At 63.5% G+C, this 17,806-nt stretch carries 18 protein-coding genes; 7 read left to right on the top strand and 11 right to left on the bottom strand.

Annotated elements, in window-relative coordinates; translation table 11 throughout:
- Window position 1: 1 nt before the first annotated feature.
- The 4 genes from ACFI9K_RS21395 to ACFI9K_RS21380 all read right to left on the bottom strand — a co-directional run bounded on the left by ACFI9K_RS21395 (window position 2) and on the right by ACFI9K_RS21380 (window position 3,727).
- Window positions 2-1,033: a hypothetical protein gene (locus tag ACFI9K_RS21395; RefSeq protein ID WP_462665354.1), complete on the bottom strand. Its 1,032-nt coding sequence runs from the start codon at window positions 1,031-1,033 to the stop codon at window positions 2-4.
- Window positions 1,011-1,904 carry a carbon-nitrogen hydrolase family protein gene (locus ACFI9K_RS21390; protein WP_462665353.1) on the bottom strand — a complete coding sequence of 298 codons (894 nt, stop codon included), beginning with the start codon at window positions 1,902-1,904 and terminating at the stop codon, window positions 1,011-1,013. Before ACFI9K_RS21390 ends, ACFI9K_RS21395 begins: the two co-directional genes overlap by 23 nt.
- Complete coding sequence (locus ACFI9K_RS21385) at window positions 1,901-2,533, bottom strand: flavin reductase family protein (protein WP_462665352.1); 633 nt, start codon at window positions 2,531-2,533, stop codon at window positions 1,901-1,903. The genes ACFI9K_RS21390 and ACFI9K_RS21385 overlap by 4 nt, the downstream gene beginning before the upstream one ends.
- Window positions 2,534-2,692: 159 nt before the next feature.
- Window positions 2,693-3,727, bottom strand: a complete 1,035-nt coding sequence (locus ACFI9K_RS21380) for a formamidase (protein WP_462665351.1) — start codon at window positions 3,725-3,727, stop codon at window positions 2,693-2,695.
- A 112-nt stretch (window positions 3,728-3,839) separates the two neighbouring features.
- On the opposite strand from ACFI9K_RS21380, the gene ACFI9K_RS21375 reads away from it, so the two are divergent.
- On the top strand, window positions 3,840-4,919 hold the full coding sequence (locus ACFI9K_RS21375) for a LacI family DNA-binding transcriptional regulator (RefSeq protein ID WP_462665350.1): 1,080 nt from the start codon (window positions 3,840-3,842) through the stop codon (window positions 4,917-4,919).
- On the opposite strand, the gene ACFI9K_RS21370 is transcribed toward ACFI9K_RS21375, so the two are convergent.
- The 4 genes from ACFI9K_RS21370 to ACFI9K_RS21355 are packed head-to-tail and all read right to left on the bottom strand — an operon-like array spanning window position 4,875 to window position 9,081.
- The gene (locus ACFI9K_RS21370; RefSeq protein ID WP_462665349.1) at window positions 4,875-5,813 is read right to left on the bottom strand and encodes a PfkB family carbohydrate kinase; all 939 of its coding nucleotides are present in this window, start codon (window positions 5,811-5,813) and stop codon (window positions 4,875-4,877) included. The two genes, ACFI9K_RS21375 and ACFI9K_RS21370, sit on opposite strands and share 45 nt — an antisense overlap.
- Entirely contained in the window at window positions 5,810-7,276 is a 1,467-nt protein-coding gene (locus tag ACFI9K_RS21365) for a purine-cytosine permease family protein (RefSeq protein ID WP_462665348.1), read from the bottom strand. Before ACFI9K_RS21365 ends, ACFI9K_RS21370 begins: the two co-directional genes overlap by 4 nt.
- Window positions 7,277-7,306: 30 nt before the next feature.
- Complete coding sequence (locus tag ACFI9K_RS21360; protein ID WP_462665347.1) at window positions 7,307-8,308, bottom strand: ADP-ribosylglycohydrolase family protein; 1,002 nt, start codon at window positions 8,306-8,308, stop codon at window positions 7,307-7,309.
- Window positions 8,309-8,343: 35 nt separating this feature from the next.
- Entirely contained in the window at window positions 8,344-9,081 is a 738-nt protein-coding gene (locus tag ACFI9K_RS21355) for a GntR family transcriptional regulator (protein ID WP_462665346.1), read from the bottom strand.
- Window positions 9,082-9,360: 279 nt separating this feature from the next.
- On the opposite strand from ACFI9K_RS21355, the gene ACFI9K_RS21350 reads away from it, so the two are divergent.
- From ACFI9K_RS21350 to ACFI9K_RS21340, 3 genes are all read left to right on the top strand, one after another.
- Entirely contained in the window at window positions 9,361-11,112 is a 1,752-nt protein-coding gene (locus ACFI9K_RS21350) for a pyruvate dehydrogenase (protein ID WP_462665345.1), read from the top strand.
- A 112-nt stretch (window positions 11,113-11,224) separates the two neighbouring features.
- Window positions 11,225-12,151, top strand: coding sequence for a hypothetical protein (locus ACFI9K_RS21345; protein WP_462665344.1), 927 nt, complete (start codon window positions 11,225-11,227; stop codon window positions 12,149-12,151).
- A gap of 137 nt (window positions 12,152-12,288) precedes the next feature.
- Window positions 12,289-12,993 carry a TerD family protein gene (locus tag ACFI9K_RS21340; RefSeq protein ID WP_462665343.1) on the top strand — a complete coding sequence of 235 codons (705 nt, stop codon included), beginning with the start codon at window positions 12,289-12,291 and terminating at the stop codon, window positions 12,991-12,993.
- On the opposite strand, the gene ACFI9K_RS21335 is transcribed toward ACFI9K_RS21340, so the two are convergent.
- A complete protein-coding gene (locus ACFI9K_RS21335; RefSeq protein WP_462665342.1) occupies window positions 12,994-14,061 on the bottom strand; it encodes a DNA polymerase IV in 1,068 nt (355 codons plus the stop codon).
- Window positions 14,062-14,095: 34 nt separating this feature from the next.
- Here ACFI9K_RS21335 and ACFI9K_RS21330 point away from each other — a divergent pair, with 34 nt between their 5' ends.
- The gene (locus tag ACFI9K_RS21330; RefSeq protein ID WP_462665341.1) at window positions 14,096-14,524 is read left to right on the top strand and encodes a DoxX family protein; all 429 of its coding nucleotides are present in this window, start codon (window positions 14,096-14,098) and stop codon (window positions 14,522-14,524) included.
- A gap of 7 nt (window positions 14,525-14,531) precedes the next feature.
- Here the strand turns inward: ACFI9K_RS21330 and ACFI9K_RS21325 are convergent, their stop codons facing one another.
- The gene (locus tag ACFI9K_RS21325) at window positions 14,532-15,524 is read right to left on the bottom strand and encodes an isopenicillin N synthase family dioxygenase (RefSeq protein ID WP_462665457.1); all 993 of its coding nucleotides are present in this window, start codon (window positions 15,522-15,524) and stop codon (window positions 14,532-14,534) included.
- Between the two features lie 87 nt (window positions 15,525-15,611).
- On the opposite strand from ACFI9K_RS21325, the gene ACFI9K_RS21320 reads away from it, so the two are divergent.
- Complete coding sequence (locus ACFI9K_RS21320; protein ID WP_462665340.1) at window positions 15,612-16,280, top strand: SIMPL domain-containing protein; 669 nt, start codon at window positions 15,612-15,614, stop codon at window positions 16,278-16,280.
- A 23-nt stretch (window positions 16,281-16,303) separates the two neighbouring features.
- Entirely contained in the window at window positions 16,304-17,053 is a 750-nt protein-coding gene (locus ACFI9K_RS21315; RefSeq protein WP_462665339.1) for a YqjF family protein, read from the top strand.
- Here the strand turns inward: ACFI9K_RS21315 and ACFI9K_RS21310 are convergent.
- Window positions 17,032-17,655, bottom strand: coding sequence for a DUF6188 family protein (locus ACFI9K_RS21310; RefSeq protein ID WP_462665338.1), 624 nt, complete (start codon window positions 17,653-17,655; stop codon window positions 17,032-17,034). The two genes, ACFI9K_RS21315 and ACFI9K_RS21310, sit on opposite strands and share 22 nt — an antisense overlap.
- Window positions 17,656-17,806: the final 151 nt, after the last annotated feature.

Below are 17,806 nucleotides of genomic sequence, written 5' to 3'. Positions count from 1 at the left end.
GTCAGTTTTCCACCAATCGACCCTCGGTGACGACATCGATGCCGTCGATCGACACGGTGCAAGCTCGCATTCCGATGTCGAGGTGCGCGTACGAGTCTCGGCCGAGCACAGGGTGCGGGCCGGTGGACCACAGGAAGCTGCCGGCGAACGCTCGCGCGTCCATGCCCATGATGTCGTCCTTGCCGTACATCGCGGCCGCAAACCAGTCGCCAGTCTTCATCAATCCCCAGCCCATGTGGGACAGGTAGCGCGCCCACTTGTCGTTGGAGTCGGCGAAGAACATGTTGAGCAGTGCTGCTTCACCGCCGCCGGTGACCTCGTCGATGTGGCCGTTGGTGACCGTCAGCGTCGTCTCGTCCCGGACGTACTCCTTGAACGGCAACAAGATATCGCCTTCGGACAGCACGATCTTCCCATTCGAGATCTCCGGCCAACACAGCACCATTGTGGACGGCCAGTGATCCCAGCGGCCCTTGTCGTCGGCGAAGCCGACCTGGAACTCGGGCTGCGAATTGCTCAGCTGCACGGTCAGATCGGTGCCTGCGGCGTTGGTGATGCGCATGGTGGAACCGCTGCGGATCAGATCGACGCCTGCCTGGACCCGTTCCTTGTCGCCGTCCTGCGGCATGTTCCTGATGAGTACGTCCGGGGCATCGCAGACGAAGATGATGCGTGTGCCGGCAGCCAGGATTTCCTGCTGAATGGGCGCATGGATGAAGCCCTCGCTGGTCAGATCGACCACGAGATCGGCTCCCTTGAGCAGGTCCTGAGCGACCGAACTGTTCATCACCGACACCAGACCGGGGCCCGCTCCGGTGTGGGTGCTCGGCATCGGTGCCGGACTACCGCCGGGAACGGTGGCCGAGAGTACCTGTGCGCCCAGACTTTGCGCCGCCCCGAAGGCAGCCGAGACGTAATCCCCGCGGCTCGACGGCTCGGCGAGTATCACCACCTGCTCTCCGGGTTGCACTTTGCACAGCTCGAGCTGACGGGTGAACGCGCGCAGGAGATCAGCTGATCGCAGATCGAACATCTCGGTTCCTCTCGTGAGGGTTCTCGGTTGAATCGTTATCGGTGATTCCGCCCAGGCAGGCAAGGTCTTTCAGATAAGGCACTTCGTCGCGCGCGTCGAGCAACTCGCGGCGAGTCACTGTTGCCGACACCGATCCGACGCTCTCGTCCATCTCGACGATGGTGCGCCCCTGCGGTCCGACGATGACGCTGTGGCCGGCGAACCGCGGGCCGTCGCCGGTCTGTCCGGTGAGTCCGGCGGCCGCGACGACGACGCCGTTCTCGAGTGCGCGGGAGCGGGTGAGCAACTTCCACACGTGCAGACGCACGTGTCCGAATGCCGACGGCACGGCGATGACGTCGGCTCCTCGCTGAACGAGATCGCGGACCGTCTCCGGGAACCCTGCTTCATAGCAGATGACGACGCCGATGGTGCCGAACGGCGTATCGACCAGGAGACCACTCTGTGCTCCAGGGGTGAACACCGACTTCTCTCGGTCCCACAGAAAACGCTTGTGTCCAAATGCAAGCAGGCCATCCGGCCCTACCACGAGCGAGCTGTCGAAGACGACTCCGTCGGCATCACGGAACACGATGGCCGTCACCAAAACCGTGTCGGTCTCGGCGGCGAGCACTTCGAGCGCGGTAGACGTTGGACCGGGCACGGACTCGGCCATCGCCTCGATACGATCGAGATCGTAACCACTGGCGAACAATTCGGGTAGAACGATCACCTTCGATCCGCCCGCGGCAAGAACCTGCACCTCCGACCGCACGGCGTCGATGTTCTGCTGCCAGGCTCCGACCCGTGAACTGGTCTGCACCACAGCGATATCGAATGTCTCGACGACCGACTCGGTGTCGACCTCGCGCAGACGGGCCGAGGTGGTCACTGCGCCACCCGATTCATGTCGGTGGTGTAGAACGGGCCCGCCAGTCTGCCGAGGAATCGGTGTTCGAGTGTGTCGACGTGGAGGTCGTCGGTGAGCAACCCGGGCCTGCTGGTCACCGTCGTGACGGTACCGAGCACCAAAGTGTCACTGCCGAGTGCGATTTCCTGCAGCATCCTGCATTCGAGCGAGACCAAGGATTCGAGCACCGACGGGGCCGCGACCGACACCGAGGGCACTGCGGTCATGTGCGAGAGCTCGAACTCGTCGACATCGGCGCCGACGGTGGCAAAGCTCGCGGTCACCGCATCCACGGTGTCCGCCGACGGGATGTTGACGACGAATTCGGCGGTGTCGCGAATGTTGACCAGCGTGTCCTTGAACTCTCCGGGGAAACCGATGCGTTCACCAATGGAGATCATCAGCGTCGCCGGGTTGCGAGACGCAACATTGAAGAAACTGAACGGCGCCAGGTTTCGGACGCCGTCGCCGGAGACGGTCGAGATCCAGGCGATCGGACGGGGCTGCACCGCGCAGGACAGGAGTTTGTACACATCCCCCGACGACATCGAATCGATGTCGTGGCGGGTGCGATCCGTAAGCTCCAGAGAGTCGCCTACCTGGGAAGTCATCGAAACGATCCTTCTTTCGCTTGCTGTGCAACCGGTCGTGCAACCGATTGCGTTGCTCTGACGATAGAGGGGTTTCTCGCACGATGTCGAGCTTTGGGCGACAAATCCGGAACCAATTAATGGCACCGTTACACGGGCGCCCGCTACGTAACCTGCGCCTTACTCGCCGCGCAGACCTGCCCGCGCAGAATCCGTCGGATTGCCGACTCGACGCGGCGGCCCGTACCCCTCCGAGGTCCCGTCGACGATGCGAACCTCGTCCTCCCACGGCACCCGGTAGGTTCCGTCGGCGAGATCGCGGACGTAGGTGTACGGGCAGTCACGCGCCCCGCCCTCGAGCGCGCTGTACCCACGGTGACCCAGTTGATAGATGTTGTTCTCCACTCCCCACTCTCGACGTGCCGCATCGGCCCTGGCCGGCTCGATCGATACGGTCACCACGCGATCGGGTGTGGAATCACCGCGCTCGACAATCGTTCCTTCGTAGTCGCACACCATCGCCTCGCCCATCGACGGGATGCCGTTACCGTCCTCCCCCGCCAGACACACCGACGCCGTGTAGGCCAGATTGTGAAAGGCATTGGCCTCGTTGGTGATACGCCAGGACTGCCGCAGTGGAAACTTGTACCCGGCTGTACGCAGCAGCACGTTGGCCCCGCGGTAACTCGCCTCCCGCGCCATCTCGGGAAACATTCCGTCGTGGCAGATCAACAGCGACAACACCGAACCCTTGGGCCCCGGGCAGACCGGCAGACCGATGTCGCCCGGTTCCCATGGCTCCTTCGGCGTCCAGGGATGAAGTTTGCGGACGTACAGGGCCACTTCACCCTGATCATCGACGATGATTCCCGAGTTGAACGGCGCTCCAACGGGATTGCGTTCCATGATGCTGAAGCACCCCCACACTGTGGATTCGCGGCACGCGTCCCGCAATCGCTCCACCTGCGGACCGTCGATGTCGCACATCACCTCGTCGGACGCCCACGACGACTTACGCAGACCGTGCAGCGAATACTCCGGGAACACCACGAGGTCGAGCGCCCCGAACCCGGCCTTCGCCTCCCGCAACTGCGTGCATACGCGATCGGTCGTCGCGTTCACATCGTCCATACTCGTGATCAGCGGAACCTGCTGCTGAACCAGGCCGAGCGTGAGCGACGTCGGCGACGGATTGAGACCACCCAAACTTGTCATCGAATGTCCGTTCCTCGAGGGCAACTTGTTGCGCAAACGATTGCGCACGGTGCTAGCTTAAGGGTCATCAGGGGTCGGGGCAGTGCCGACGGAGAATCGAGGGGAACCGCCAGTGGACAGCACTACGTCGGGAAGCGTCACGCTCAAAACGGTCGCATCTGCTGCGGGAGTACATGTCTCGACCGTCTCCCGAGCTCTGCGACGCGTCGCGCTCGACCCGACCGGTGCCAGCGCCGGAGATCTGCGATTGTTCGAGCTGGCCCGCGAGATGGAGTACGTCCCCAACCCCAACGCGGCGAGCTTGACCACCAAGAAGTCCACCGCGTTCGGAGTACTCGTCCCGCGATTGACCGATGTGGTGCTCTCGGCGATGTACGACGCCATCGAGGAAACAGCAAACCGGGCAGGCTACGAGACCTTCGTCGCCAACACCCACGACGACCCGATTCAGCAGCGTCGACGTATCGACCTTCTGCTCGGCCGCAACGTCGACGGCCTCATCTTCGGAGACGCTCGCCTCGACAGCGAGAACCTCGACAACCTCCAACGCCGAGGCATCAAGTTCGTGCTCATCAGTCGTCGGTACCCGGGGATGACCTCGGTGACGTGCGACGACCATCGGGGCGGCTACCTCGCAGGTGAGCACTTGGCAGGACTCGGCCACACCCGAGTGGGGATCGTGTCCGGCCCAGCGTGGGCCAGTACCGGAATCGACCGATTGGAGGGCTGCCGAGCCGCCCTCCGTGATGCAGGCATCGACGTTCCGGACGAGTACGTCCGAGAAGAGGGGTTCGATCCCGACGCCGGAAGGCGCGGGGCGAGCGCCCTGCTGTCGCTGCCGACTCCCCCGACGGCCATTTTCGCCACCAACGACTTCAGTGCCATCGGGGTGCTCGGCGTGCTGCGTGAATCGGGGCTGCAGCCAGGACGCGACGTCGCCGTCGTCGGCTACAACGACATCTCCATCTGCAGCGAGCTGACCGTTCCGTTGACTACGATCCACAGTCCACATCGCGAAATCGGCACCCGCGCAGCCGAAATGCTGCTCGCTGTCACCCATGGACTTCCTGTCTCCTCGATGGCGTTGACGCCGGCACTCGTCGTGCGCGACTCGACGGTTCCGGGGCGGACGACACAGCCCTTCCTCTCACCCGTCGAGAGGATGAGTGCGGATCAACGCGTCGATACGTGATCGAGGCGGAGCCGTCGCCGGTCCCCGCTCGGTCACCGCAAGTGCTGCAGCAGCATTGGCCCGCACCGCCGCGTCGTACAGACCGAGTCCACGGGAGAGTCCCGCCAACAACACCCCGGCGTGCGCATCGCCCGCACCGTTCGAGTCCACCGCGTGCACCTCGAACCCGGGCACCGACTGCGGAGTTCGTTCACCGCCCGCGATCCGACAACCGTCCGGGCCGGTACGCAGTACCACCGAGGCATCGGGCCGCAGTAGTCTCACCAATTCGGCTGTAATGGAGTCGATGTCGACCTCACCCGTCATGAGCATGCCCTCGCGTAGATTGACGCTCACGATGTCGGCTCGGGCGAGAACAACGTCCACCACGTCGCGTTCGAGCGTGGCGATCAAAGGGGACGGATCGAACAACACCGTGATATCCGAGGGCAGGGTCGGTAGCCACGCAGTCAGTGCCGCAGCGTTGCGCCCGTGCGCCAACCCGTATCCGGTCACGTACACCAAGTCTGCACTCCGCACCCCTGCGGCCTCGAGGTCTGCGATGCTCAGTTCCGCTTCGGCTCCGGGGTAGGTGACGAACGTACGCTCGGTGTTCGCATCGACGAGGGCGATGCAGAATCCCGAGTCCCGCTCCGCTGGCGCGGTATTGACGACGAGCGCACCGCTGGAAGACAGAGCGTCGCGGACGATCGAACCGTAGTGGCCGGTGCCGTGTCTGCCGGCGAAGATCACCGGAAGATCGTCACGAATCGCGGCGACCATCACATTGAGTCCACCGCCCGCGGTCTCGTTCAGTGACGTTGCCACGACGTCTCCACCCGGTTGCGGGACCTCGGGAACGGCCATTACGACGTCGACGATGACCTGGCCGGTGTGGATCAGTCGGGGACTCACTGCGCTGCGGTCTCGGTCCGGCGGGCTCCCCCGGTGGCGAGATACAGACCTGCGGCAACCACGAACGAGGCCACCCAGCCGAGACCGTTGTCACCGATCCAGCTGCCCGACAGCGGCCCGGTGTAGATGACGTCTCCATCGACAGCGATGGCAGTGAACAGGAATCCCACGACGATGCCCGCTGCCCAGCTCACGAAGGCATACCAGTTCACTCCGCCGGTGTACCAGTAACGACTGCTGTTGCCCACGTTCATGATCGATGCCGCATCGTATGTCTTTCGTCTGATCATGTCCGACATGAACACACCGAGCCACGCCGTCAGTGGTACCGCGAGAACCGAGATGAAGGTGATGAACGGGCCGTAGAAGCCGTCGGAGATCAGCATGAAGTAAATGGCACCGACGAACGTGACGAAGACGTCGACTCCGACCGCATAAACTCGCTTGATCCGGAAGCCGAGGGTCAACGTGGTGAGACTGGCCGAATACACCGAAAGATGGTTGGACAACAGCAATCCGCCGAATGCGGTGATCAGATAAGGAACGGCCATCCAGGCCGGGAGTATTTCTCGGATGGCTGCAACCGGATCCGATGCGGAGGCAAGGCTGTTGTCGCCTGCCGAGAGCAACGCGCCGAGCCCGATCAGCAGAACGAGAGGAATTCCGGCTCCAGCAGCGCTGGACAGCACCAACGAGCCGGCTCCCACACTCTTTCGCTGATATCGCGACATATCGGCCCCGGCATTTGCCCAACCGATACCCGTTCCGGCAGCGATGGTTCCGACACCGATGACCATCGCACTGATGGATCCGGCCGGGGTGCTGGTCACTGCAGTCCAGTCCACGGTGGCGATCAGGAAGATCGCCACGAAGATGTTCAGCGCACCGAAAATCCACGTCGACCAACGTTGGATGACGAGGATCGCCGCGTGCCCCAGACCACTGACCACCAGAGTCAGCACGATGAAAACGACGATGGACACAACCGTGACGACGGCGTGATCCTTCGCGACACCGGATCCGCCGAAGACCAGTGTGAAGATCGACAGCAACACGAATGCCGCGGTGGTGGTGTTGACGGTTTCCCAGCCGAGCCTCGACATCAGCGAGACCAGCGTGGGGCCGATGTTTCCGCGAACCCCGAAGGTGGCCCGCGACAACGTGAGACTGGGGGCCCCGCCCCGTCTGCCGGCAATCGACACGATTCCGACGATGGCGAACGAACCCGCCGCGCCTACCAACGCAACGATCAATGCCTGCCAGATGTTCAGACCGGTGAAGACCACGAGGGTTGCCCCGAGTGGTAGACCGAGGATGGAGATGTTCGCGGCAAACCACACCCAGAACAACTGCAGCGGATTGCCGTTGCGCTCGTCGTCCGGGACGGGCTCGATCCCCCTGGTTTCCAGCGACAGTACGTCGACTGCCGTATCCGATGCAGACGTGGAAGCGGATGAGGTCATGGTTGTGCTCCAAAAGTGAGTCGAACTGTGTCAGTTCGTGTTACGGAGAGCGAGAAGTCGATCGACGATGGGCTCCAGATCGAGCTTGTTCACGTCGGTTACCGTTCGTATCGCGTCGCCGGGCCACGCTGCCAGGCCGCCGACGGCACCTCGAATTGCGCCGGCTATTGCTGCGATCGTGTCGGTGTCGCCGCCGATGGTGGCGGCTGCCAGTACGACGTCCCAAGGGTCGTCGTACGCAACGGCCAGAGCGAAGGCCGCTACCACTGATTCCTGTGACGCGACGGAAGTGCCGATGACGTCGGCCACCGTGTCCGCTATATGCCTGTCGGCGGATGTGCCGACCAGCTCTACTGCCCAGCGAATACGGGCTGCGATGTTTCCACCGGCGACCCAATATCCACGGGTGGCCCCTTCGACGGCGGCGGCAACACCGATGTCGACCGCCTCGTGCAATTCTGCACCTGCAATTCCGGCGCTGATGGCTCCAGCAACCGCTGCGGCAGAGGCTACTCCGAGAGACGTGTTGTGGGTGACGAAGCTGCAGCTGTAGATCGCGTCGACGAACGGCACGATTCCGCCGTCCAACGATGCCGCGATTGCCGCAGGGGTGATTCGCATGGCCGCACCGTTGGTGCTGCCGAATTTGCCCGCCTCGTTCGGGTCCGAGCCGTCGAGTATTCGTTCCACAGCTCGCTTGGTAGACGGTCCGAGCAGATCCAGAGATCCGCGGGCGGACATCTCCGACTCCCAGGCGATCAACGCGCGGGCGAAAGCCGAGGGATCGACCACGCCGTCACCGTCGACAATCAACTGGGCCAACATGATCGCCTGCTCGGTGTCGTCGGTGATCGAGCCCGCAGACATTCCGTGCGCGATGAGCTGACGGGGACCGGCGGGGACGAATCCGCGCAGCTGTCCGTAATCCTCGACGATGTCCTCTCGGCGCATGGATTGCGTGGGCATTCCCAACGCATCACCCAGCGCCAGTCCGTAGAAGGCCCCGAGGGCGCGATCACGTGAAGTGGACATGTACACAATCCTTGCCGGAGGAACGTTGGGACAGATCAGGAATTGAAAGTCAGATGGAGCCGAAAGCGTTCGGGTGCAAGGAGGCTGACGACCTTCTCGACGAACCGACCCGATGCGTCCCGACTGACCCGGATACTGTGCAGGTACGGGGTGCCTACCGGTACTTCGAGAACAGCCGCGTCGGCCGAGTCCACCGGAACCACCGATACCCATTGCTCGCCGGTCGCAGCAGTCAGTCCCGCCGATTCGAGAGTTGCCGTGAGCGACTCCCGGACCAATCCGGTCTCGGGCAGTTCTGCGAGCGGCCCGAACGCCGGAATGCGGCTTCGTTCCAACGAAACCGGACGACCGTCGACCACATGGCGCACTCGATCGACGGCAACAAAGTTCAGGGTCGGAGTTCCGGCCTCGGCAGCGAGTTCGGGATCCACGATGCGCTCGATGCGCAGAGTGCGGGTGTGCATCTCCACACCCGCAGACGACAGCGCCCGCGCCCAACCTTCGGCGGTCTCGATCTGGTGACCGTCGAAGGTAACGAGCGATCCGATGCCGCTTCGCTTTTGAATGAGTTTCTGCTCTTCCAGCTCGCTCAGCGCAGAACGAATGGTTCCGCGGCTGACCGAGAACTCGCGGGCGAGTTCGTTCTCACCCGGCAAGAACGAGCCGGAGGGGATTCCGCCGGACTCGATGGTGCTCTTCAACGACGCGAGCACTTGATGACGCTTGTGGCGAGCACGTTCCGGTGTGCGCTGAGTCATAGCGGGCTCGTTCATGTCGATACCGTACATCCAGAAATCGAACCTGTACAGAGCCTGTTCATTTTGCCGAACTACTTCCGGCGAGCGCATGTCGGGACAGCCCCAGTTTTCGATGGGTGCTGGCAGGAATATCGCCACGTGACGGAGACCGAACCGGTCCTCTACCTGGGCTTTCCTCTTGCGGTACCGATCGCACTGCACTTCTATGGTCTTTACGCCCTTGGCATAGAGAAGACGTCGAACAGGCGCACGCGACCCATCCGAAGGCACCACTTTCATCCGAGGAGAAGCAACATGCCCACCACAGTGGCCGATCAACTCGTTCGCGGACTCGTCGAAGCCGGCGTCAAACGCATCTACGGCATCGTCGGTGACAGTCTCAACCCCGTCGTCGATTCAGTGCGTCGAACCGGTGGATCGGCCAAGGGCGGGATCGACTGGATTCACGTCCGCCACGAGGAGGCCGCGGCGTTCGCTGCATCGGCCGATGCCCAGACCACCGGCGAACTGGCCGTGTGCGCGGGTTCGTGCGGCCCGGGCAACCTGCACCTGATCAACGGCTTGTTCGACGCTCATCGTTCCGGCGCACCGGTTCTGGCGATCGCGTCACACATTCCCAGCAGTGAGATCGGCTCGGGATACTTCCAGGAAACTCACCCCGATCGGCTCTTCGTCGAATGCTCGCTCTACAACGAATTCGTCTCCACCGCGGAGCAGGCCCCGCGGGTGTTCCGTGCGGCCATCAACGCCGCTATCACCGGTGGTGGGGTGTCGGTGCTGACGATGCCCGGCGACATCGCCGAACTGTCGGCCACCGCACCGATGGACCCGATCGCCATTCCGTCGAGACCTGTTGTGACACCGCCCGCGGCAGACATTCAGAAACTGGCCGACGCCATCAACAATGCCGAAAAAGTTGCCATCTTCGCGGGCTACGGCGTCAAGGGCGCGCACGACGAGGTAGTCGCCTTCGCCGACACCATCGGCGCTCCCGTCGGACACTCGTTGCGCGGCAAGGAATTCATCCAGTACGACAACCCGTACGACGTCGGGATGACGGGGTTGCTCGGGTACGGGGCTGCGCATGCCGGGATCCACGACGCAGATCTGCTCATCCTGCTGGGTACGGACTTTCCGTATCATCAATTCTTGCCGGAGAAGGTCACGACGGCACAGATCGACATCGATCCGACGAAGCTGGGACGTCGAACATCGGTGCAGTACCCGATGCACGGCGATGTACGCGCAACGCTGAATGCCCTGCAGCCCTTGGTTTATCGAAAGAACGACCGCCGCTACGTGGACAAGTGGGTCGACAATCACAACGAACTGATGGGGAAGACCGTCGGCGCGTACACCCGCAATGCAGAGAAGCTGGTCCCGATCCATCCCGAGTACGCCGCATCGGTACTCGACGACGTTGCGGCCGACGACGCCGTGTTCACGACCGACACCGGCATGTGCAACGTGTGGACCGCACGCTACATAAACCCCACCGGCCGTAGAGCTTTCGTCGCATCGATGCTGCACGGCTCCATGGCCAACGCGATGCCACACGCCATCGGCGCACAGTTCGCCAACCCGGGCCGACAGGTAATCTCGATCTCCGGCGACGGCGGCTTCTCGATGATGCTCTCCGAACTGCTCACCGTTGCCATGTACAAGGTGCCCGTCAAGATCGTCCTGTTCGACAACTCGACGCTGGGCATGGTCAAGGCCGAGATGCTCGTCGACGGCCTGCCCGACTTCGGCGTCGACGTACCGCAGGTGGACTACACCGGCATCGCCGCAGCGGCGGGTATCCACGCACAACGCGTCGAGAAGCCCGAGGACATCCGCGGCGCACTCGAAGCCGCCTTCGCTGTCGACGGCCCGGCGCTGGTCCAGCTGATCACCGACCCCTTGGCTCTGTCGGTGCCGCCGACTCTCACCGGTGAGCAGATCAAGGGATTCGCGTTGGCGATGAGCAAGATCGTTCTGAACGGCGGAGTCGGCGAGGCAGTTCGGATGGCCAAGACGAATCTGCGCAACGTACCGCGCCCGTAGCTCTTTGCGCATTCCCTGATATCGGCGCGGCGGACATCATCCGTCGCGCCGATATTTCTTGTCGGTGCCTCGATCTACCCTTCGACGATCACCCTGCACCGAGGAGAAGTCCATGCCTGCATTCGTCGAACACGACGCTCTGTTCATCGCCTGCCCCGAGGTCCATCCCGAGGCGACGATGCACATGACGTTTCAGCGCACCCTGCGCGTGCCCGACGACGGTACGGACTACAACCTGCCGCCCGGGCTCGGCTCGTTCCCGCTGCGCCAGAACGGTTCTGCCGATCGTGCGGTGTTGCCGATGTGGCAGTCCGAAGCGTGCTGGATCGACTTCACCGCTCGTTACCCATTCCTGGTCACGATCGCGGCCGGCTCGATCAACGTCGTCACCGGCTCACCGTGGTCGGCGACACCGAACTTCGACGACGAGGACTACTTCGAGGTTCCCGAGCAACCGTGGCTCGACGGATTCAATGTCGGCGAGGGCAGCGTCCGGCAGTTCGTCGCGATGCCTCTCGGTGACGGGTACACGGTGGAAGAGCAGCTCTCGGCCGATCAGGCAATCGGGGGAATCCGCATAGCTGCCTATCCACTGAAGGCGTCCGTCTGGGATGCCAGGCCGCCCGAACCCCCAGTGCACGACTTCATCGTGTGCGCCGCACCGGCATCGGACATGGGTTTCGGCGGCGGCGGGTCCGTCCGTCAGACCATTGCGTCTCCCCTCCGGCAGCACGACGATTGGGATCTCGACCACGGAACAGAATTCACGATCGACATCGCCAACAGCGACGTATGGCAGAACCTCACCGGCGAAATGCCACCCACCATGCCGCCCTCGGCCGCCGAGTACACCCGAGCCGGGTTGCCGTGGTTCCTTTGGTACAACGACTTCGCCGGGGCACGACGCGGTTCCGACCAGCTTGCGAATACCAAGTCGGTGAAGGACATCGGCAACGTACACGGCACGGATCCCTTGACCGAGAACGAAAGCTTCGACGAGCCGATGCCCACCGTGGTCGGCGGTCAGCACACGCCATAGGAGTGATCGGTGTATGCAGGTCACGTCCGCGACTGTGCCCTCCCGAAATGCGTGCCTCGTTCCGTCAACGGTTAGGCTCGAAGGACCGCCCAAACCGGACATCGCAATCCGGAATCGACAGTTCGAAAGGCACCACGATGGCCATCGACTACACCCGCAAGCCCTCGACCGGGCAGAACGCAGCGCAGCAACCCGGCACCCCCGTCAGTCTGAGCAAGGTGACGCTGTCCAAGGCAGCGCCGACCATCAGCCTGACCAAGTCCGGTGAGAAGCAGGGCTCGATGCGGGTGAACCTCAACTGGTCTACCGGCGCACCCGCGGCACAGCCGAAGAAGAAGGGCTTTCTCGCGAAGCTGGCCGCCGCGTCGTACGGTTCCGGCGGTGTGGATCTCGACCTCGGGTGCCTCTACGAACTGCGCGACGGTTCCAAGGGCGTGGTCCAAGCACTCGGCAACAGCTTCGGTTCGCTGCAGGACGCCCCGTTCATCGCGCTCGACGGCGACGACCGCTCCGGATCCGTGAGCGGCGGCGAGAACATGCACATCAACCTCGCGCATCCCGAGAAGTTCGCCCGAATCCTGATCTTCGCGATGATCTACGACGGCGCGCCCAACTGGGCCGCGGTCGACGGCGTCGTGACGCTGTATCCCACCAGCGGACCTCAGGTGGAGGTACGACTCGATTCGGCCGAGAACTCGGCACGAATCTGTTCGATCGCGTTGCTGGAGAACACGTCTGCAGGAATCACCGTCACGCGCGAGGTCGAGTACATCCAAGGCAGCCAGGCCGACCTGGACAAGAAGTACAACTGGGGTCTGCGCTGGGCAGCGGGCAGAAAGTAATCAGACCGACTGCGCGGGAGTCATTTCCAGCCGGACGCCGATCAGCCTGACCTCCCGGGTGTGGTCGAGGCGATCGACTAGAGCCACTGCCGCCGAAGTCAAGATTGCTGGATCGAAGGTCGGCGCGCCGACGATCGGTGCGCTGACGGTGTGCGTCTCGAACGGGGCATAGCGGATCTTGAGCGCGGCTCGCACGGCCGGGCGGTTCTCGGCCTCGATGTCTGTCAACACCTTCGACGTCAGGGCAGCGACCTCCTGCCGGACGATGTCCCAGTCGGCCACGTTGGTCTGGTACGTCACCTCGCGGCTGTGTGACCGTGCGACCCACGGCTCGGACGTGACCGGTGCCAGGTCGACGCCACGCCCTTTGGTACCGAGCCACGGACCGATCTTGGGGCCGAACGCAGCCGCCAAGTCTGCATCGTCGGCCTCGGCCAGTGCGCGAACGGTCGAGATGCCCAAAGTGGTCAGCTTCTTCGAGATCTTCTTTCCGATGCCCCACAGCGCGTCCGTACTGCGTTCACCCATCACCTCGAACCAGTTGTCCTGGGTGAGGCGATAGATACCCTGCGGCTTGTCGAAGTCGGTGGCGATCTTGGCTCTCAATTTGTTGTCTCCGATTCCGACCGAACAGTGCAGCCCGGTCGCATCGAACACCGCGTCGTGCACAGTTTTCGCGAAGAGCTCCGGGTCATCGGTCTCCACACCGAGAAACGCCTCGTCCCACCCGATCACCTCGACCACGACGCCCAGCGCCCGCAGTGTGTCCATGACCATCGCGGACGCCTCGTCGTAGGCCGGTTTGTCGACCGGCAGGAAGACCGCGTCGGGGATCTTTCTCGCGGCGATGCGCAGCGGCATTCCGGAGCCGACCCCCTTGGCCCGCGCCTCGTACGAGGCCGTCGAGACGACCCCGCGTTCGGTGGGATCTCCTCTACCGCCGACGACCACTGCTTTGCCTGCCAGGTGGGGGTTGCGCAGCACTTCGACCGCAGCGATGAACTGGTCCAGGTCGACGTGCAGTACCCATCGGCGACGAACGGAGTCGGTCGAGATGCTCCCGGTCATGATGCCCAGTGTGCCCGTGGTGTCTCATGACGCCATGACGAAATCGATTTCTCGCACCATCGGCCGGGTCGTGTTGGGGGCGTTTCTCGTCTTCGCCGGCCTGAGCCACCTGTTCTGGGCGCGCCGCACATTCGCGGCGCAGGTACCCGAGTGGCTGCCGCTCGACACCGACTTCGTCGTACTGGCGTCGGGTGTCGTCGAGATCGTGCTCGGCCTGGCGCTGCTGTTCTGGACTGCCAGGTCACCGCTCGTCGGTTGGGTCGTCGCGGCCTTCTTCGTCGCGGTCTTCCCCGGCAACATCTCGCAGTTCGTCACCCACACCGACGCGTTCGGTCTCGACTCCGACGCAGCGCGCGGCATCAGGCTGGTGTTCCAGCCGTTGCTGATCGTCTGGGCACTGTGGTGCACCGGCGCGTGGGCGCACTACCGCGCATCGCGTCGAGACCGCAACGGAGACCAGTAAGCGGAGATCAGTAGGTAGACCGCTGCCCGGCCGCAACGATGCCGTGGTGCAACCGAGCCACGTCGGGGTGCGCTCGCGTCCGAGACTTCCACGCGTTCTCGCCGTAGGTGCTGAAGATGGGGTTGTCGGGATCGTTCTCGACTCCCCGTGAGTGCTGAACCAATTCGGCCGGCAGTTCGATCACCGGCACGACGGCATCGAGGGCCGGGCTCAAAAAGTGTGGCACCGAAATCCGGTCTGTGCCGGGACCCGGCGCAATCACCCGGTGCCGCGTGGCACGCAGATAGCCTCCGGTCGCCACCTCCAGCAACTCGCCGATGTTGACGATGAATGCCCCCGCCACCGGCGGCACATCGATCCACGTATCAGGCGTTGTCTCGACCTGGAGTCCCGACGACTCCGGTTCGACGAGGAGCAGCGTCAGCACCCCGGAGTCCTTGTGTGCGCCGACGCCCTGCGAATGATCGGGGGTACCGGGATAGCGGACGACCTTCATGAGTGTCGCCGGAGCGACGGCGAACGCGTCGTCGAACACGGTCTCGGGCGCTCCGAGCGATTGCGCCCAATGCCGCAGGAGGCGAAGCCCGAGACCCGACACCGTGCGTTCCCACTGCTCGAACGTCTCTCTGAACCCTGCGGGCTGGGACGGCCACAGATTGGGGCCCTGCAGATTCCAATAGCCCTCTGCCCCGTCGATGGCCGGGCGCTCGGGTCCGATGTCGATCTGCTCCCGCCAATCGACTCGGCCGTTCGTCAGCTCGCCGCCCACCCGCGAGTAGCCGCGAAAGTGCGGACTCTTCAGCTGACTGATCTCGTCCTTCACCTCGTCGGTTACCGCGAAGAATTCTCGTGCCAGCTGCAGTACCCCGCGCATGCGTCCGGGTTCGATATTGTGCCCGACCAGATAGAAGAACCCCGAACGATGAGCGGCCTCGCGCAGTGACAGTTGGAACGCATGGGGCTCTGTTTCGGCGGAAGCCAGATCGAGAACAGGAAGCATGTTCATGATTGTCCTCCCCACCTCGCGCGTCGGCCAGCAGTGTTGGCGTTCGGTGAATACCGATGGGTGGATGCGAGACTGGACACCATGAGCCCCGAAGCACTCGACATCACGGTCGTCGGTCACGGCGCAGCCACGTATCCGCCCGAGCAGTGCACCCTGTCGCTGACCGTCCGTACCGATGGGCGGACTGCGGAGTCGGCGTCGGAGCCGGCTCAACAGCTCGTTCGCGAGATCACCCGGCTCGTCGAACCGCTCTACAACAGCGACGGTGGCCCCATCGAGCGATGGTCGGTCGATCAGGTGCGGCACTCTCGGAACCGCCCCTTCAATCACGAGGGCGAACAACTGCCGTACGTCTACCAGGCGGAAGCGTCGGTGGAAGTCCAGTTCAGTCAGCTCGACCTCGTCGACGCCTTCGTCTACGCCGCCTCCGCGCTCGAGGGAGTGTCGATCGATCACTTCGATTGGGACCTCACCGAATCGAGCCGACTCTCGCGCACGTTGGAGGTACGCGAACGTGCAGTTCGAGACGCGGTGACCAAAGCCGAGGCCTACGCGTCGAGCCTGGGGAGGACGAGCGTGCACGCCGTCGCGATAGCCGATCCGGGACTGTTGCCGGGCTCCGCCGACCACGGCGGCCCCGACGCCTCACCACGTATGCTCGCCGCCAAGTCGGCACCAGCCGGGTTCGCGCTCAAACCCGAGAACATCACGATCACCGCGAGCGTGCACGCCCGATTCACCGCCTCCTGACTCCGCGCGCATACTCTCGAATCATGAATCGAGACGATGCCCGACGCCTCTGGCCGCGGCCACCGCTGTTGCCTCGTCCGATCTTGATGGATCAGCGCTGGGAGCGGCTGGTCTTTCTGCACTGGCGGGTTCCGAGTTCGACTGTCGCCCCGTTGCTTCCCGACGGGTGCGAACCCGACGAATTCGACGGCTCTTCCTGGGTCGGTCTCATCGGTTTTCATATGGTCGGTGCCGGGCTCGGGTACCGGCACCCAGTTCCGTACTTCGGGACGTTCGGGGAGATCAACGTCCGGCTGTACTCCGTGGACGCTGAGGGTCGACGCGGCGTCGTCTTCCGATCGCTCGAGGCGTCCAGACTGGCAGTCGTGTTGGGCACCAACGCCGCTCGTATTCCGTACCGCTGGGCGTCGATCGACATCGACGACGACACCACCACGATCGGCTACCGCAGCACGCGGCTGGCTCCTCCGCACCGCGGCGCGACGACGGATTTCGGAATCGTCCGAGGAACACGCGATATGTCCGAGAACCCACTTGCAGTGTTTCTGACGGCGCGATGGGGCTTGCACACCTCGCTGGCCGGGCGGCTGCTGTACGTACCGAACGTGCACCGGCACTGGGAGCTGGTGGAAGCGGAGCTGACCCATTGCTCAGACGAACTCGTTGCTGCTGCAGGGCTACCCGACGTCAGTACCCGCTCGCCGGACTCGGTGCTGTATTCGCCCGGCGTGGAAACACAGTTCGGAAAGCCCTACCTGGTTCGCGGGCGATAGAAGATCACGTGACCCGACGAAAGCTCGACAACCCAATCTCCCTGGGCCTCGTCGGCATGTGCGTCGGAGACAGAACTCGACGTGACGCTCTCCCGCAATACGAGATAGCCGCTGTCGAGCGGAAGATCGCACAGCAGCACGGTGCCGTCCGAGAATTCGACAGCCGACTCATCTCCCGTCGACAACCGGACGACTGTGGCACCGATGGACGGGAGCCCTTCTACAGGGGATGCCTTCGCGCCGAGTTGCTCCGGGGCGGGCCATTGTTCGACGGCTCCATCCGGTCCGCACAGCACGGTCGACCCGTCTGCTGCGCAATATTCCCAGGATTCGACCTCGTCGCGGGGACGCGCCACCACACCGCGCCCACCTGTGAATGCCATTCGCAGCACGCCTGATCCGTCGTACTCGGCGTTCTCGCAGACGAGACCGTGCAGTGTCGCGAGGGCTCGCAAGCCCTCGAACTGATTGTCCTCGTCGACCGTGAGGTCATCGACGACTACCTCACTGAAGGAAATGGTGGCTCCCCCGTGGAATTCGATGGTCAAATCGAAATCGAGCAGAATTCTGCTGACGCGGCACTGAACGACGTCGAGTTTCATCGACGTCGACTGTGCCACACAACAGCGGTTCGGTACACACGCAGCACTGCCACCTGGACCCTCGGAGCCGGCGGGTCCAGGCGACACAGCGCACTCGGGTTTTTGTGTGTGGGTGGGGGTTTCGAAATGCGTGATGCCCCCGAACCTGGAG

The sequence above is a fragment of the Rhodococcus sp. PSi06 genome, assembly GCF_054960675.1.
The sequence above is the reverse complement of the archived record's forward strand: the minus strand, read 5'-3'. Positions and strand labels throughout refer to the sequence as shown.

Coding starts and splice junctions, on each gene's coding strand:
- ACFI9K_RS21330 (WP_462665341.1), top strand. CDS start 14,096: ATGACGAAATCGATTTCTCGCACCATCGGCCGGGTCGTGTTGGGGGCG.
- ACFI9K_RS21395 (WP_462665354.1), bottom strand. CDS start 1,033: ATGTTCGATCTGCGATCAGCTGATCTCCTGCGCGCGTTCACCCGTCAG.
- ACFI9K_RS21355 (WP_462665346.1), bottom strand. CDS start 9,081: ATGAACGAGCCCGCTATGACTCAGCGCACACCGGAACGTGCTCGCCAC.
- ACFI9K_RS21325 (WP_462665457.1), bottom strand. CDS start 15,524: ATGCTTCCTGTTCTCGATCTGGCTTCCGCCGAAACAGAGCCCCATGCG.
- ACFI9K_RS21320 (WP_462665340.1), top strand. CDS start 15,612: ATGAGCCCCGAAGCACTCGACATCACGGTCGTCGGTCACGGCGCAGCC.
- ACFI9K_RS21340 (WP_462665343.1), top strand. CDS start 12,289: ATGGCCATCGACTACACCCGCAAGCCCTCGACCGGGCAGAACGCAGCG.
- ACFI9K_RS21315 (WP_462665339.1), top strand. CDS start 16,304: ATGAATCGAGACGATGCCCGACGCCTCTGGCCGCGGCCACCGCTGTTG.
- ACFI9K_RS21380 (WP_462665351.1), bottom strand. CDS start 3,727: ATGACAAGTTTGGGTGGTCTCAATCCGTCGCCGACGTCGCTCACGCTC.
- ACFI9K_RS21360 (WP_462665347.1), bottom strand. CDS start 8,308: ATGTCCACTTCACGTGATCGCGCCCTCGGGGCCTTCTACGGACTGGCG.
- ACFI9K_RS21335 (WP_462665342.1), bottom strand. CDS start 14,061: ATGACCGGGAGCATCTCGACCGACTCCGTTCGTCGCCGATGGGTACTG.
- ACFI9K_RS21310 (WP_462665338.1), bottom strand. CDS start 17,655: ATGAAACTCGACGTCGTTCAGTGCCGCGTCAGCAGAATTCTGCTCGAT.
- ACFI9K_RS21385 (WP_462665352.1), bottom strand. CDS start 2,533: ATGACTTCCCAGGTAGGCGACTCTCTGGAGCTTACGGATCGCACCCGC.
- ACFI9K_RS21365 (WP_462665348.1), bottom strand. CDS start 7,276: ATGACCTCATCCGCTTCCACGTCTGCATCGGATACGGCAGTCGACGTA.
- ACFI9K_RS21345 (WP_462665344.1), top strand. CDS start 11,225: ATGCCTGCATTCGTCGAACACGACGCTCTGTTCATCGCCTGCCCCGAG.
- ACFI9K_RS21350 (WP_462665345.1), top strand. CDS start 9,361: ATGCCCACCACAGTGGCCGATCAACTCGTTCGCGGACTCGTCGAAGCC.